Source organism: Pseudomonas sp. NFACC46-3 (assembly GCF_900114515.1).
In the GTDB taxonomy this organism is placed as follows: Bacteria; Pseudomonadota; Gammaproteobacteria; order Pseudomonadales; family Pseudomonadaceae; genus Aquipseudomonas; species Aquipseudomonas fluorescens_Q.
In genome coordinates this window covers 15,448-30,236 of sequence record NZ_FOTH01000033.1, presented here as the reverse complement: position 1 = coordinate 30,236, position 14,789 = coordinate 15,448, and the positions used below count along the sequence as shown (strand labels likewise).

Here is a 14,789-nt window from a genome sequence, read left to right as displayed (position 1 = left end):
AAGTCCGGGCACGACTTCTGCTCATAACTGCCGGTTATGAAGCTATTTGCGTTTCAGTGGGTGTTTGAGCTTGCAGTGGCGTTTCCGGTTCGCGCGTCAGTTCGATTTGAGATTGCACTAGAATAAATTTTCCGTCTTCGAGTTTGTTGACTCGATCACCGATAGCCAACTTATAGGTGGTGACAGGCTCCTTGCCGTTTCCGTCGGGCGACGGGGTCGATTCCTGAAACTCATGCACCGAATAGACGCGACCTTCGGCGTCCCGCGCATGAAATTGTCCGACAAGTACTGCTGCCATCGCTTAGAACCTCTGGAAATAAATCACTCGATTTGCGGTTCTGTAGACCCTGGTCAAGCGCGGTAAGTTTTCCTACATGAAAAAAATAGTCCAGCCGCCAGGTTTTCGTCGCTCCACTGGTCCAATTGTCACCCCGATCATCTATAACTACAGGCTCCTTTGAGCCGATAGTCGAGAAGCCTCTCATGAGTAATGTCTACACAGTGGCCGTTTTGGTGGGCAGCCTGCGCAAGGCATCGATCAACCGCAAGGTGGCGCTGGCACTGGCTGACCTGGCGCCAGCGAACCTCAAGCTGAACATCGTCGAGATCGGCGAGCTACCACTTTATAACGAAGACATTGATGTAGCGCCGCCGGCAGCCTACACCACATTCCGCCAGCAGGTGGGCGCGGCCGACGCCTTGTTGTTCGTCACGCCAGAGTACAACCGCTCGGTACCGGCACCGCTGAAAAATGCCATCGATGTCGGCTCGCGTCCCTATGGCCAGAGTTGCCTGAGTGGCAAGCCGGGCGCGGTGATCAGTGCATCGCCGGGCGCCATCGGTGGTTTTGGTGCCAACCATCATTTGCGCCAGTCCCTGGTGTTCCTCAATGTGCCTTGCATGCAGCAACCGGAAGCCTACCTGAGCGGCGCCGGGACGGCGTTCGACGAGGCGGGCAATCTCTCGGAGTCCGTGCGGCCGTTCCTGCAGACATTCATCGATGCCTATGGCAAGTGGGTCGAGCAGCACAAGAAGGCCTGATGTTCCGAGGCTCCAGATAACCCCGTGGCGAGGGAGCTTGCTCCCGCTCGGTTGCGCAGCAACCGCCCGAAGGGGCCTGCTTCGCAGTCCAGCGGGAGCAAGCTCCCTCGCCACAGGTGCAACTTCAAATCCCCGCTTTACTGGATATTCGAATTTCCATATATTCGCCCCTTCGTACCTCCAGGCCGTCCTTAGCCATGTCTGATTCCCACAATCCCGTCGATGTCTTCAAGGCGCTGGCCGACGACACCCGTACGCGCATTGCGCTGCTGGTGGCCCGTGAAGGCGAGTTGTGTGTCTGTGAGCTCACCGCCGCGCTGGACCTGAGCCAGCCGAAGATCTCCCGGCACCTGGCGCAGTTGCGTAACGCCAGCCTGCTCAGCGATCGGCGCCAGGGGCAATGGGTCTACTACCGTCTGCATCCGCAGTTGCCGGCCTGGGTCAGCAATTTGCTGGAGCAGGCGTTGGCAGCCAACACGGCGTGGCTGATGGCGGATGTCGAGCGTTTGGGTGCCATGGCTGATCGTCCGGTGGCGCGTTGCTGCTGATTTCGTCTTTTCAATCCTCCTTCCAAGGCTGTTGCGCATGCTGATCGCGTCATTGATTTTCCTGCTGACCATTACGTTGGTGATCTGGCAGCCCAAGGGGCTTGGCGTCGGCTGGAGCGCGACGCTCGGCGCGCTGCTGGCGTTGTTGAGCGGGGTGGTGCAGGTCGGTGACATTGCACTGGTCTGGCAGATTATCTGGAACGCCACCGGTACGTTTGTCGCGCTGATCATCATCAGCCTGCTGCTGGACGAGGCGGGCTTCTTTGCCTGGGCGGCCTTGCATGTGGCCCGTTGGGGAAAGGGCAGCGGGCGCAAGCTGTTTGCCTTCATGGTGCTACTGGGGGCGCTGGTGTCGGCGTTGTTCGCCAATGACGGGGCGGCGTTGATCCTGACGCCGATCGTGATTTCGATGCTGCTGGCGCTGCGTTTTTCCCCGGCGGCGACCCTGGCATTCGTGATGGGCGCCGGTTTCATTGCCGACAGCGCGAGCCTGCCGCTGGTGGTGTCGAACCTGGTGAACATCGTCTCGGCGGACTTCTTCGGCATTGGCTTCAACCGCTACGCGGCGGTCATGGTGCCGGTGAACCTGATCAGCGTGGCGGCCAGCCTGGCGATCTTGCTGTGGTTCTTTCGTCGCGATATCCCGGGTGACTACGACCCCGATCAACTGGACGATCCGGTAACGGCGATCCACGACAAGGCAACGTTTTATGCCGGCTGGGTGGTGTTGGTGATCCTGCTGCTGGGCTGCTTTGCGCTGGAACCACTGGGGATTCCCATCAGCGCGATCTCAGCGGTCTGCGCTGCGTTGCTGCTGGCGGTCGCGGCCCGCGGTCACAAGATTTCCACCCGCAAGGCGATGAAGGAAGCGCCCTGGCAGATCGTGATCTTCTCCCTCGGCATGTACCTGGTGGTCTATGGCCTGCGCAATGCCGGGCTGACCGGCTACCTGGCCCATTGGCTCGACGGCTTTGCCGAATATGGCGTGTGGGGGGCGGCCATGGGCACCGGCGTGCTGACGGCGTTGCTCTCGTCGGCCATGAACAATTTGCCGACGGTGCTGGTCGGCGCCTTGTCCATCGATGCCAGCCAGGCCACCGGGGTGGTGAAGGAGGCGATGATCTACGCCAACGTCATCGGCAGCGACCTGGGCCCGAAAATCACCCCGATCGGCAGCCTGGCGACTTTGCTGTGGTTGCATGTGCTGGAGCGCAAGAACATCCGGATCGGCTGGGGGTACTACTTCAAGGTCGGGATCGTGCTGACGGTGCCGGTGTTGCTGGTGACGTTGGCGGCGCTGGCGGTGCGGTTGTCCTTCTAGACCAGACCGAATTGACGTCGAGCAAGCTCGCTCCCACATTGGAGTGCAACTTCCTCTAGGAATGTGACCCCTTGTGGGACAAGCGAGCTTGCTCGCGATGAGGCCCTGACAGGCAGCACAAGGCTCAGCTGTTACCCGGCACATCCGGCCAAAGATCGGCCACCAGGAATAGCCGCTCAGCTTCTTCCCACTCGCCCTCGGCATTTTCAGTCAGGCGCACCATCAGTTGCGCCGGCGCCATCGGGTCGAGGGCCATTCGCCAGGCCTCCAGTTGCTCGGTGCTCCAGGTCTGCTCCGCCGGATAATGGGCCGGGGCCAACCAGGCGGCGCGGGGCAGGGGTTGCCAGCGCCCAGGTGGACGCTGGGCGATGAATGCAGGCCAATCCCGCTGATGCAGCCAACTGCCCCGCAAATGCCGGGGGTGCGCACCGGTCGGCGGGTCGGCGTGGCCCGGCCAGGGGTAGAGCAGGTAGCCGCCGAGCCAGAGCTCGGAGCGGAATACCTCGAGGCCGGTCGGCTCAATACCCAGTGCCGCCAGGGCCTCACGGCTTTCCGGGCGGGCCGAGATCGGCAACTGGTGTTCGCGCAGATGGGCCAGCTTGCGGTCAAGCCGGTCATGGCAACCCGGACCCAGCCATTGCGCGGCGTCCCGCCCGTTACCTTGTTGCGGGCCGAGGTACAACTTGATCGCCAACTCCAGATGATGGATGCCGTCACGATCGCGTAGCAGCAGGTCCAGTTCGCCCAGGGTATGGCCTTCGTGGCGGATCGGCAGGTTCGCGGCAATCAGCTCGATGCCGGGAGCGTGCTGCACGGCGAACTGCCACAGCCTTTCGTAATACAGGCCCAGGCGTCGCGTCCGTCCCAGGGACAGGCAGTGCAGCAGCGGGTAGCTGTCGCGGTCCAGTTGTCGCAGCCAGTGTTCCAGTCGATGGGGATCCTGCACCCAGTCACTGCCGGCCAGGGGATGGCGCTGGGGCCAGGGCGTGTCGATGAGCATCGGCGGGGCGATGATCGCCCACGCGAGGTCGCGCACTTCGGGATGGTGCAGGCGGCGGGGCAAGTCCAGCAATTCAGGGAACAGGATCATTTTGCGAGCATAGCCGCTATGCGGCCAATGCTGTCAATTCAGGAAGGTAAAGACCCTGTGGCAAGGGAGCTTGCTCCCGCTGGACTGCGAAGCAGGCCCCTTGGGGCGGTTGCTGCGCAACCGAGCGGGAGCAAGCTCCCTCGCCACGGTGATTCAGGTACCCCTTGAATAACAGCATTGCGCCACGGTGAAGGCTTAAAGAATTTTGTCTATGGAGCGCTTTCGCCCATAATCGTGTTTTTCGCCCGCCGCAGACCCTCGCAGGAGCCTCATGGAGCAATTTCGCAATATCGGCATCATCGGTCGCCTGGGCAGTTCGCAGGTGTTGGACACCGTTCGCCGTCTCAAACGTTTCCTCCTGGAGCGACACCTGCATGTGATCCTCGAAGACACCATCGCCGAAGTCTTGCCGGGCCATGGCCTGCAGACGTCGTCGCGCAAGATGCTGGGCGAGGTCTGCGACATGGTCATCGTGGTCGGCGGCGACGGCAGCCTGCTGGGGGCTGCCCGGGCCCTGGCGCGGCACAACATCCCGGTGCTGGGGATCAACCGGGGCAGCCTGGGGTTCCTCACCGATATCCGCCCTGACGAGCTGGAAACCAAGGTCGCCGAGGTGCTGGACGGCCACTACCTGGTGGAAAACCGTTTCCTGCTGCAAGCCGAGGTCCGTCGTCACGCCGAGGCCATCGGCCAGGGCGATGCCCTCAATGACGTGGTGCTGCACCCCGGCAAGTCCACGCGCATGATCGAATTCGAGCTGTACATCGACGGCCAGTTCGTCTGCAGCCAGAAGGCCGACGGCCTGATCGTCGCGACCCCGACCGGTTCCACGGCCTACGCACTGTCGGCCGGCGGACCGATCATGCACCCCAAGCTCGACGCTATTGTGATTGTGCCCATGTACCCCCATACCTTGTCTGGGCGACCGATTGTGGTCGATGGCAACAGTGAGCTGAAAATCGTCGTGTCCAAGGATATGCAGATCTACCCGCAAGTGTCCTGTGACGGCCAGAACCATTTCACCTGCGCGCCGGGTGACACCATCACCGTCAGCAAAAAAGCGCAGAAGCTGCGCCTGATCCATCCGCTGGATCACAATTACTATGAAGTCTGCCGGACCAAGCTCGGCTGGGGAAGTCGGTTGGGGGGTGGAGGCGACTGATGCTCGATCCTGCGCGCAGTTACGATTTGATCGGTGACGTGCACGGATGCGCCCTGACCCTGGAACACCTGCTGGACCGACTCGGTTACCACAAGCAGGGCGGGGTCTGGCGGCATCCGTCGCGCATGGCTGTGTTCCTGGGGGACATCATCGACCGTGGCCCGCGGATCCGCGAGGCGCTGCACATCGTCCACGACATGGTCGTGGCCGGCCAGGCGCTGTGCATCATGGGCAACCACGAGTTCAATGCCCTGGGCTGGAGCACACCGGCATTGCCGGGCAGTGGCCAGCGCTACGTGCGCGAACACACGCCACGCCATGCCCGCCTGCTCAACGAGACCCTGACTCAGTTCGAGCAGCATCCCGGCGACTGGCATGACTTTCTCAAGTGGTTCTATGAGCTGCCGCTGTTTGTCGACGCCGGCCGGTTCCGGGTGGTGCATGCCTGTTGGGACTCCGGCCTGATCGAACCGCTGCGTGGCCTGTTCCCGGATGGTTGTGTCGACGAACATTTCCTCCAGGCCTCGGCGCAACCGGGCAGTTTTGCCTGCACGGTATTCGATCGTTTGCTGCGCGGCACCGACATGCGCCTGCCCCATGGCCTGACGCTGACCGGTGGCGATGGCCTGACCCGTTCGTTTTTCCGCACCAAGTTCTGGGAAGACAACCCGCAGACCTACGGCGACATCGTCTTCCAGCCCGACGCCTTGCCGGAACCGGTGGCCCGTACGCCGCTGTCGCCGGATGAAAAAAACAACCTGCTGCGCTATGGCGTCCACGAACCGCTGTTGTTCGTCGGCCACTACTGGCGCAGCGGCAAACCCGCGCCGATCCGCCCGAACCTGGCCTGCCTGGATTACAGCGCGGTGCTCTACGGCAAGCTGGTCGCCTATCGCCTCGACCAGGAAACCCGCCTGGATCCGCACAAGTTCGTCTGGGTCGATGTCGAGCGGCCGGAGGTGCTGCAATGAGTGTCGTCGCGGTATTGCGCCTGCCCCTGGCAGCGGACTTGAGTGGCTTCGTCAAGCTGCTGCAACGCATGCAGGTACCCCATCGTGTCAGCGAAGAGGCCGGCGAGCAGGTGCTTTGGGTGCCGGATGAAATCAGTGAGGATGTGCGTTCGTTGTACGCACGTTTTCCCGCCGGCGATCCCGATCAGCAGTTGGAACTGCCCAACACGGGTGGCACTTCCCGGCGAGCGGGGTTCGTCCAGCAACTGACGCGCAGTCCAGTGACGGCCGTGGTGTTGTTGCTGAGCCTGAGCGTCAGCGCGGTCACCCTGCTGGGGGAGAATCTTGAGATCCTGCGCTGGCTGACCTTCCTCGAGTTCCGCGTCGTTGGCGACTACATCCAGTTCACGCCGTTGGCCGATAGCCTGGCGGCGGGGCAGTGGTGGCGCCTGGTGACGCCGATGCTGATTCACTTTGGCTTTCTGCACATCGCCATGAATGGCATGTGGTACTGGGAACTGGGACGGCGGATCGAAGCGCGCCAGGGCGGCATCAACTTGTTGGGGCTGACGCTGCTGTTCAGCCTCGTCTCCAATTTTGCCCAGTACTTTTTCAGCGGCCCGACACTGTTCGGTGGGTTGTCGGGGGTGTTGTACGGCTTGCTGGGCCATTGCTGGATCTACCAACTGCTTGCACCGAACCCGGCCTATCACTTGCCCCGCGGGGTGTTGGTGATGATGCTGGTGTGGTTGCTGCTGTGCCTGTCCGGGCTGGTTTCGCTGATCGGTTTCGGTGAAATCGCCAATGCGGCTCACGTCGGCGGGCTGCTCGTCGGGTGCTTCACGGGGTTGTTGGGCGGGCTGTTCGCTCGCCGTAAAATGGCCCTTTGACCGGCACCTGTGCCTTTTGAGAATGCGCAATTGCGCGGAGAACCCATGGCTTCCTTCAACGAAATGATCCAGAACATCACTCCCGACATCTACCGGAGCCTGAAACTGGCGGTGGAAATCGGTAAATGGGCCGATGGCAACAAGCTCACCGCCGAGCAGCGCGAGCTGTCGCTGCAGGCGATGATCGCCTGGGAAATCCAGAACCTGCCCGAAGACGAGCGCACCGGTTACATGGGGGCGCAGGAATGCCATTCGAAGTCCACTGAAGTGCCGAATATCCTGTTCAAGTCGGACGCCATCCATTGATCGAGATTGGCCGCGGTGCAATCAGCAAGATGTCGGCGCGCCTTGACGGGCCGACCGTTCAATACGCCTTTCGCCTGGGCGATGTCGAGGTGCCGGTCAACCCGTTGATCGGCAGCACGGTGCGCCTGGAGTACCTCGGTGCGATCCACTGCACCCACTGTGGACGCCGGACCAAGACCAGCTTCAGCCAGGGATATTGTTACCCCTGCATGACCAAGCTGGCCCAGTGCGACCTGTGCATCATGAGCCCCGAGCGTTGCCATTACGAGGCGGGCACCTGCCGTGATCCGGCTTGGGGCGAGCAGTTCTGCATGACCGATCATGTGGTCTACCTGGCCAATTCCTCGGGCGTGAAGGTCGGCATCACCCGTGCCACGCAATTGCCGACCCGCTGGTTGGACCAGGGGGCAAGCCAGGCGCTGCCGATCCTGCGGGTCGCCACCCGTCAGCAGTCGGGGTTTGTCGAGGACCTGTTCCGCAGCCAGGTGGCGGACAAGACCAACTGGCGCGCCTTGCTCAAGGGTGACGCCGCGGCGGTGGACCTGCCTGCGATCCGCGACGCGCTGTTCGAAAGCTGCGCCCAGGGATTGCAGGGCTTGCAGGAACGATTTGGCTTGCAAGCGATCCAGACCATAGCGGACGTCGAACCCATCGAGATCCGTTATCCGGTGGAGCAATACCCGGCCAAGATCGTCAGCTTCAACCTGGACAAGAACCCGATTGCCGAAGGCACGCTGCTGGGAATCAAGGGCCAGTACCTGATTTTTGACACCGGCGTGATCAATATTCGTAAATACACGGCCTACCAGCTCGCCGTGCATCAGTAGAAGGATTCGACCCATGCGCACCGAACAGCCGAAGATGATTTACCTGAAGGACTATCAGGCCCCTGAATACCTGATCGATGAGACGCACCTGACCTTCGAGTTGTTCGAGGACCACAGCCTGGTCCATGCGCAACTGGTGATGCGCCGCAACCCCGAGCGTGGTGCCGGGCTGCCGCCGCTGGTGCTTGATGGCCAGCACCTGGAACTGCTCTCGCTCAAGCTCGACGACGCCGACCTGGGGCAGGGCGACTATCAGTTGGACGACAGCCACCTGACCCTGCACCCCAAGGCCCAGGCCTTCACGGTCGACACCTCCGTCCGGATCCACCCGGAAACCAACACCGCCCTGGAAGGTTTGTACAAATCCGGCAGCATGTTCTGCACCCAGTGCGAGGCCGAGGGTTTCCGCAAGATCACCTATTACCTGGACCGCCCGGATGTGATGAGCAAGTTCACCACCACCGTGGTGGCCGAGCACCACAGCTATCCGGTGCTGCTGTCCAACGGCAACCCGATTGCCAGCGGCCCGGGCGAAGACGGTCGGCACTGGGCGACCTGGGAAGACCCGTTCAAGAAGCCGGCCTACCTGTTTGCCCTGGTGGCCGGCGACCTGTGGTGCGTCGAGGACACCTTCACCACCATGACCGAGCGCACCGTGGCGCTGCGTATCTATGTCGAGCCGGAAAACATCGACAAATGCCAGCACGCCATGACCAGCCTGAAGAAGTCGATGCGCTGGGACGAAGAGGTATACGGGCGTGAGTACGACCTGGACATCTTCATGATTGTCGCGGTCAACGACTTCAACATGGGCGCCATGGAGAACAAGGGCCTCAATATCTTCAACTCCAGCGCCGTGCTGGCCCGCGCCGAAACCGCCACCGATGCTGCGCACCAGCGGGTCGAGGCGATCGTGGCCCACGAATATTTCCACAACTGGTCGGGCAACCGCGTGACCTGCCGCGACTGGTTCCAACTGTCGCTCAAGGAAGGCTTCACGGTGTTCCGCGACGCCGGGTTCTCGGCCGACATGAACTCTGCCACGGTCAAGCGCATCCAGGACGTGGCATACCTGCGCACCCACCAGTTCGCCGAAGACGCCGGTCCCATGGCCCACCCGGTGCGTCCGGACAGTTTTATCGAAATTTCCAACTTCTACACCCTGACCGTGTACGAAAAGGGCTCGGAAGTGGTTGGCATGATCCACACCCTGTTGGGGCCTGAAGGTTTCCGCAAGGGCAGTGACCTGTACTTCGAACGCCACGACGGCCAGGCCGTGACCTGTGACGACTTCATCAAGGCCATGGAAGATGCCAACGGCGTCGACCTGGCCCAGTTCAAGCGCTGGTACAGCCAGGCCGGTACACCACGGCTGGCGGTGAGCGAGTCTTATGACGCCGCCGCCAAGACCTACAGCCTGACCTTCAGCCAGAGTTGCCCGCCGACCCCGGACAAGATGGAAAAGCTGCCGTTCGTGATTCCCGTGGAGCTCGGCCTGCTGGACAGCAAGGGGGCTGAAATCCCTCTGCGCCTGGTCGGTGAAGCCGCGGCAGACGGCACGTCCCGAGTGATCTCGGTGACCGAAGCCCAGCAGACCTTCACTTTCCTCGATGTCGCCGAACAGCCGCTGCCTTCGTTGCTGCGTGGTTTCTCGGCGCCAGTGAAGCTGAGCTTCCCGTACAACCGCGACCAGTTGATGTTCCTCATGCAGCACGACAGCGACGGCTTCAACCGCTGGGATGCCGGCCAGCAGTTGTCGGTGCAGGTGTTGCAGGAATTGATTGCCCAGCATCAGCAGGGTGCCAGCCTGGCACTGGATCCACGTCTGGTCAGTGCACTGCGCAGCGTGCTGTCGGACGAATCCCTGGACCAGGCCATGGTCGCCGAAATGCTCTCGCTACCAAGCGAGGCCTACCTGACGGAAATTAGCGAAGTGGCTGACGTCGAGGCGATCCATGCCGCCCGTGACTTCGCCCGTCAGCAGTTGGCCGAGAACCTGTTTGAAGCCCTGTGGCTGCGTTACGCAGCCAACCGCGACCTGTCGAAGAAAACGCCTTACGTGGCTGAGGCCGAGCATTTCGCCCGTCGCGCGTTGCAGAACATCGCGCTGTCGTACCTGATGCTCACCGGCAAGCCTGAGGTGCTGAGTGCGACTTTGGAGCAGTTCGACACCGCCGACAACATGACCGAGCGCCTGACTGCGCTGGCGGTGCTGGTCAACTCGCCATTCGAAGTCGAGAAGGCCAAGGCCCTGGAAGTCTTTGCGGAAAACTTCAAGGGCAATCCGCTGGTCATGGACCAATGGTTCAGCGTCCAGGCTGGCAGCCCGTTGCCGGGTGGCCTGGCGCGGGTCAAGGCCTTGATGGAGCACCCGGCGTTCAATATCAAGAACCCGAACAAGGTGCGGGCGCTGGTCGGCGCGTTTGCCGGGCAGAACCTGATCAACTTCCACGCCGCCGACGGTTCGGGTTATCGCTTCCTGGCGGACCTGGTCATTCAGCTCAATGGCCTCAACCCGCAAATCGCTTCGCGGCAACTGGCACCGTTGACCCGCTGGCGCAAATACGACAGCGCCCGCCAGGCGTTGATGAAAGGCGAACTGGAACGCATCCTGGCGTCCGGCGGGCTGTCGGCCGATGTGTTCGAAGTGGTGAGCAAGAGCCTGGCATAAACCGGCACTGCCTTACCTTTGTGGCGAGGGAGCTTGCTCCCGCTGGCCTGCGAAGCAGGCCTGATCCTGGTTCACTTTTGCTGCGAATGGCGGGTGGACCAAGCTCAGGGAGTCCTTCGGCCTCCAGCGGGAGCAAGCTCCCTCGCCACATTCATCACCCTCACGAATGTCTTCTTATTCGCCGTTGGCCTATATCCCCCTGGTTAACAAAAGATAACGCGGCGTCGATTGTCAGACCTTTCGAAAGCCCGATAGGATAGGTCAGCTTCCGAAGTGGCTCTAGATTGCAGGTTTCAGGACTATGCTCCAGGACTGGCAACCATCCAGAGCCTGCTTACGGCGCCCTGAAAGGTTGAATGACCTAACAATAATAATGGGGGAAAGGTCTATGAATGAGCCTGTCATGGCTGTGGGCCGCAGCCGGCCGCCGATGCTGCGCAGAGTGGCGTTGCTGGCTTCGGCGCTCTCGCTGCTGGGCTCTGCGGTGTTGTCGGCACCGGTGATGGCTGTTGCGGCGTCGACGTCCGATGTCATCTATTCCGTCGAATCGGCCAAGGCCAGCAAAACCCTGATGCTCGATGTGGTCCACGCCGGCCAGCGCCTGGTGGCGGTCGGTGATCGGGGGCACATTGTCTATTCAGACGACCAGGGCAAGTCCTGGACCCAGGCCAAGGTGCCGACTCGTCAACTGCTCACGGCGGTATTTTTCGTCGATGACAAACACGGCTGGGCCGTGGGGCACGACGCGCAGATCCTCGCCAGCGATGACGGTGGCAGCACCTGGACCAAGCAATTCGAAGACCTTACCCGCGAAGCACCGCTGCTGGACGTCTGGTTCAAGGATGCCAGCAACGGTTTCGCCGTGGGTGCCTACGGCGCATTGCTGGAAACCACCGACGGCGGCAAGCACTGGGAAGACGCCAGCGACCGCCTCGAAAACGAAGACCAGTTCCACCTCAATGCGATAGCCGCCGTGAAAGATGCCGGGCTGTTCATTGTCGGCGAGGCTGGCAGCATGTTCCGCTCCGCCGACTGGGGCCAGACCTGGGAAAAGGTCGAAGGCCCTTATGAAGGCTCGCTGTTCGGGGTCATCGGCACCGCCCAGCCTTCGACGCTGCTGGCCTATGGCTTGCGCGGCAACCTTTATCGTTCCACTGATTTCGGCGGCACTTGGGATCAGATCGAGCTCAAGGCCGCGCGCGGTGCCCTGGAGTTCGGCCTGTCAGGCGCCACGCTGCTGGCGGACGGTTCCATCGTGATTGTCGGCAACGGCGGCAGCGTCGTGCGCAGTACCGACGACGGCGAGACCTTCAGCGTGTTCAATCGCCCGGATCGAATTTCCGTGGCAGCCGTCACGACCGCCGGCAACGGCAACCTGATCCTGGCGGGGCAAGGCGGCGTACGCGCCACCACGTCCACCGGCGCCGAACTGAGCAAATGAGTCACGCCTGCAAGACGGGCACAAAAACAAGAAGGCGGACCCCATGAGCAGTCATCACCAAGACAAGGCGACGTTCCTCGAGCGCCTGATTTTCAACAACCGCCCGGCAGTGATCATCATTTGCCTGCTGGTCAGCATTTTCCTGTTTTGGCAGGCCACGCTGATTCGGCCGTCCACCAGTTTCGAAAAAATGATCCCCCTCGAGCACCCCTTCATCCAGAAGATGCTCGAGCACCGCAATGACCTGGCGAACCTGGGCAACACGGTGCGCATTTCCGTGGAGGCCACCAACGGCGATATTTTCTCCAAGGAATACATGGAGACCCTGCGCCAGATCCATGACGAAGTCTTCTACATCTCCGGCGTCGACCGTTCCGGACTGAAGTCGTTGTGGAGCCCGAGCGTGCGCTGGACCGAAGTGACGGAGGAGGGCTTCGCTGGCGGTGAGGTGATTCCCCAGAGCTATAACGGTTCGGCCGACAGCCTCGACCTGCTGCGCAACAATGTGCTCAAGTCCGGTCAGGTCGGGCGCCTGGTGGCCAACGATTTCAAGTCGAGCATCATCGACATCCCGCTGCTGGAGTCCTATCCCGACCCGCAGGACCAAGGCAAATTGCTCGCCCTCGACTACCGGAAATTTTCCCACGAGCTTGAAGACAAGATCCGCAACAAGTTCGAAGCCCAGAACCCCAACGTGCAGATCCATATCGTCGGTTTCGCCAAGAAAGTCGGCGACCTGATCGACGGCCTGGTCATGGTGGTGCTGTTCTTCGGCGTGGCCTTCGTCATCACCCTGATCCTGCTTTACTGGTTCACCAACTGCATGCGCAGTACCGTTGCGGTGTTGACCACCACCCTGGTGGCCGTGGTCTGGCAACTGGGGCTGATGCATGCGGCCGGTTTCGGCCTTGATCCGTACTCGATGCTGGTGCCGTTCCTGATCTTCGCCATCGGCATTTCCCATGGTGTGCAGAAAATCAACGGCATCGCCTTGCAGTCCAGCGAGGCGGACAACGCCCTGACAGCGGCGCGGCGCACCTTCCGGCAATTGTTCCTGCCGGGAATGATCGCGATCCTGGCGGACGCCGTCGGCTTCATCACCTTGCTGATCATCGACATCGGCGTGATCCGCGAACTGGCCATTGGCGCCTCTATCGGCGTGGCGGTGATTGTGTTCACCAACCTGATCCTGCTGCCGGTGGCGATCTCCTACGCCGGCATCAGCAAGCGTGCGGTCGAGCGCAGCAAGAAAGACGCGACCCGTGAGCATCCGTTCTGGCGCCTGTTGTCGAATTTCGCCAGCGCCAAAGTCGCCCCGGTGTCCATTGCCCTGGCCGTGATCGCCTTTGGCGGTGGCCTCTGGTACAGCCAGAACCTGAAGATCGGCGACCTGGACCAGGGGGCGCCGGAACTGCGTCCGGACTCGCGCTATAACCAGGACAACAACTTCATCATCAGCAATTACTCCACCAGCTCCGACGTACTGGTGGTGATGGTCAAGACCAAGGCCGAAGGCTGCTCGCGCTATGAAGCCATGGCCCCCATCGATGAGCTGATGTGGAAGATGCAGAACACCGAGGGCGTGCAGTCGGCGATTTCCCTGGTGACCGTGTCCAAGCAAATGATCAAGGGCATGAACGAGGGCAACCTGAAATGGGAGACCTTGTCGCGCAACCCTGACGTGCTGAACAACTCCATTGCCCGGGCCGATGGCCTGTACAACAACAGCTGCTCCCTGGCGCCGGTGCTGGTGTTCCTCAACGACCACAAGGCCGAGACGTTGGACCGGGCGGTGAAGGCGGTGCAGGACTTCGCCAAGGAAAACAACCGCGACGGCCTGGAGTTCATCCTTGCCGCCGGTAACGCGGGTATTGAAGCGGCCACCAATGAAGTGATCAAGGCGTCGGAACTGACTATCCTGGTCCTGGTGTACATCTGCGTGGCGACCATGTGCATGATCACCTTCCGTTCCTGGGCGGCGACGTTGTGCATCGTGCTGCCGCTGGTGCTGACCTCGGTGCTGGGCAACGCCCTGATGGCATTCATGGGCATCGGTGTGAAGGTCGCGACCTTGCCAGTGGTGGCACTGGGCGTGGGCATCGGCGTGGACTACGGCATCTACATCTACAGCCGCCTGGAAAGTTTCCTGCGGGCCGGGTTGCCGTTGCAGGAGGCTTACTACCAGACACTGAAATCCACCGGCAAGGCGGTGCTGTTCACCGGTTTGTGCCTGGCCATCGGTGTGTGCACCTGGATCTTCTCGGCCATCAAGTTCCAGGCGGACATGGGGTTGATGCTGACGTTCATGTTGCTGTGGAACATGTTCGGTGCACTGTGGCTGCTGCCGGCGCTGGCACGCTTCCTGATCAAGCCGGAGAAACTGGCGGGGCAGAAGGGCAATTCGTTGTTTGCGCACTGACTGCCGGCTGAATGGCAATGCTGCAACCTTGAGACTATCCGCTCAAGGGGTTTGGAATGATCTGTGGCGAGGGAGCTTGCTCCCGCTGGGCTGCGAAGCAGCCCCCAAACCAGGCGCCTCGGT

General features: G+C 61.6%; 13 protein-coding genes. 11 read left to right on the top strand and 2 right to left on the bottom strand.

Annotated features, from left to right (window positions below; genetic code table 11):
* Positions 1-34: 34 nt before the first annotated feature.
* Positions 35-298: a hypothetical protein gene (locus BM300_RS24885; protein WP_063320740.1), complete on the bottom strand. Its 264-nt coding sequence runs from the start codon at positions 296-298 to the stop codon at positions 35-37.
* 185 nt (positions 299-483) lie between these two features.
* Between BM300_RS24885 and BM300_RS24880 the strand changes: the two genes are divergently transcribed.
* The 3 genes from BM300_RS24880 (at position 484) to BM300_RS24870 (ending at position 2,910) form a co-directional block, all read left to right on the top strand.
* Positions 484-1,041 carry an NADPH-dependent FMN reductase gene (locus tag BM300_RS24880; RefSeq protein WP_063320741.1) on the top strand — a complete coding sequence of 186 codons (558 nt, stop codon included), beginning with the start codon at positions 484-486 and terminating at the stop codon, positions 1,039-1,041.
* A gap of 197 nt (positions 1,042-1,238) precedes the next feature.
* Entirely contained in the window at positions 1,239-1,589 is a 351-nt protein-coding gene (locus BM300_RS24875) for a metalloregulator ArsR/SmtB family transcription factor (protein WP_063320742.1), read from the top strand.
* A 37-nt stretch (positions 1,590-1,626) separates the two neighbouring features.
* Positions 1,627-2,910 (top strand): arsenic transporter, encoded by a 1,284-nt coding sequence (locus BM300_RS24870; protein ID WP_092348732.1) that lies wholly within the window; start codon positions 1,627-1,629, stop codon positions 2,908-2,910.
* Between the two features lie 124 nt (positions 2,911-3,034).
* On the opposite strand, the gene BM300_RS24865 is transcribed toward BM300_RS24870, so the two are convergent.
* The gene (locus BM300_RS24865) at positions 3,035-4,000 is read right to left on the bottom strand and encodes a DUF1853 family protein (RefSeq protein ID WP_092464268.1); all 966 of its coding nucleotides are present in this window, start codon (positions 3,998-4,000) and stop codon (positions 3,035-3,037) included.
* Positions 4,001-4,271: 271 nt separating this feature from the next.
* Here BM300_RS24865 and BM300_RS24860 point away from each other — a divergent pair, with 271 nt between their 5' ends.
* The 8 genes from BM300_RS24860 (at position 4,272) to BM300_RS24825 (ending at position 14,666) form a co-directional block, all read left to right on the top strand.
* Positions 4,272-5,162 (top strand): NAD(+) kinase, encoded by an 891-nt coding sequence (locus BM300_RS24860; protein ID WP_003202709.1) that lies wholly within the window; start codon positions 4,272-4,274, stop codon positions 5,160-5,162.
* Entirely contained in the window at positions 5,159-6,133 is a 975-nt protein-coding gene (locus tag BM300_RS24855) for a metallophosphoesterase (protein WP_170862103.1), read from the top strand. Before BM300_RS24860 ends, BM300_RS24855 begins: the two co-directional genes overlap by 4 nt.
* Positions 6,130-7,002, top strand: coding sequence for a rhomboid family intramembrane serine protease (locus tag BM300_RS24850; protein WP_092145933.1), 873 nt, complete (start codon positions 6,130-6,132; stop codon positions 7,000-7,002). The genes BM300_RS24855 and BM300_RS24850 overlap by 4 nt, the downstream gene beginning before the upstream one ends.
* 45 nt (positions 7,003-7,047) lie before the next feature.
* Positions 7,048-7,308 (top strand): YeaC family protein, encoded by a 261-nt coding sequence (locus BM300_RS24845; protein ID WP_063320747.1) that lies wholly within the window; start codon positions 7,048-7,050, stop codon positions 7,306-7,308.
* A complete protein-coding gene (locus BM300_RS24840) occupies positions 7,305-8,135 on the top strand; it encodes a DUF2797 domain-containing protein (RefSeq protein WP_072341749.1) in 831 nt (276 codons plus the stop codon). Before BM300_RS24845 ends, BM300_RS24840 begins: the two co-directional genes overlap by 4 nt.
* Positions 8,136-8,148: 13 nt before the next feature.
* On the top strand, positions 8,149-10,806 hold the full coding sequence (gene pepN, locus BM300_RS24835) for an aminopeptidase N (protein ID WP_092464266.1): 2,658 nt from the start codon (positions 8,149-8,151) through the stop codon (positions 10,804-10,806).
* A 388-nt stretch (positions 10,807-11,194) separates the two neighbouring features.
* Positions 11,195-12,247: a WD40/YVTN/BNR-like repeat-containing protein gene (locus BM300_RS24830; protein WP_092145929.1), complete on the top strand. Its 1,053-nt coding sequence runs from the start codon at positions 11,195-11,197 to the stop codon at positions 12,245-12,247.
* Positions 12,248-12,290: 43 nt separating this feature from the next.
* The gene (locus tag BM300_RS24825) at positions 12,291-14,666 is read left to right on the top strand and encodes an efflux RND transporter permease subunit (RefSeq protein ID WP_063320751.1); all 2,376 of its coding nucleotides are present in this window, start codon (positions 12,291-12,293) and stop codon (positions 14,664-14,666) included.
* Positions 14,667-14,789: the final 123 nt, after the last annotated feature.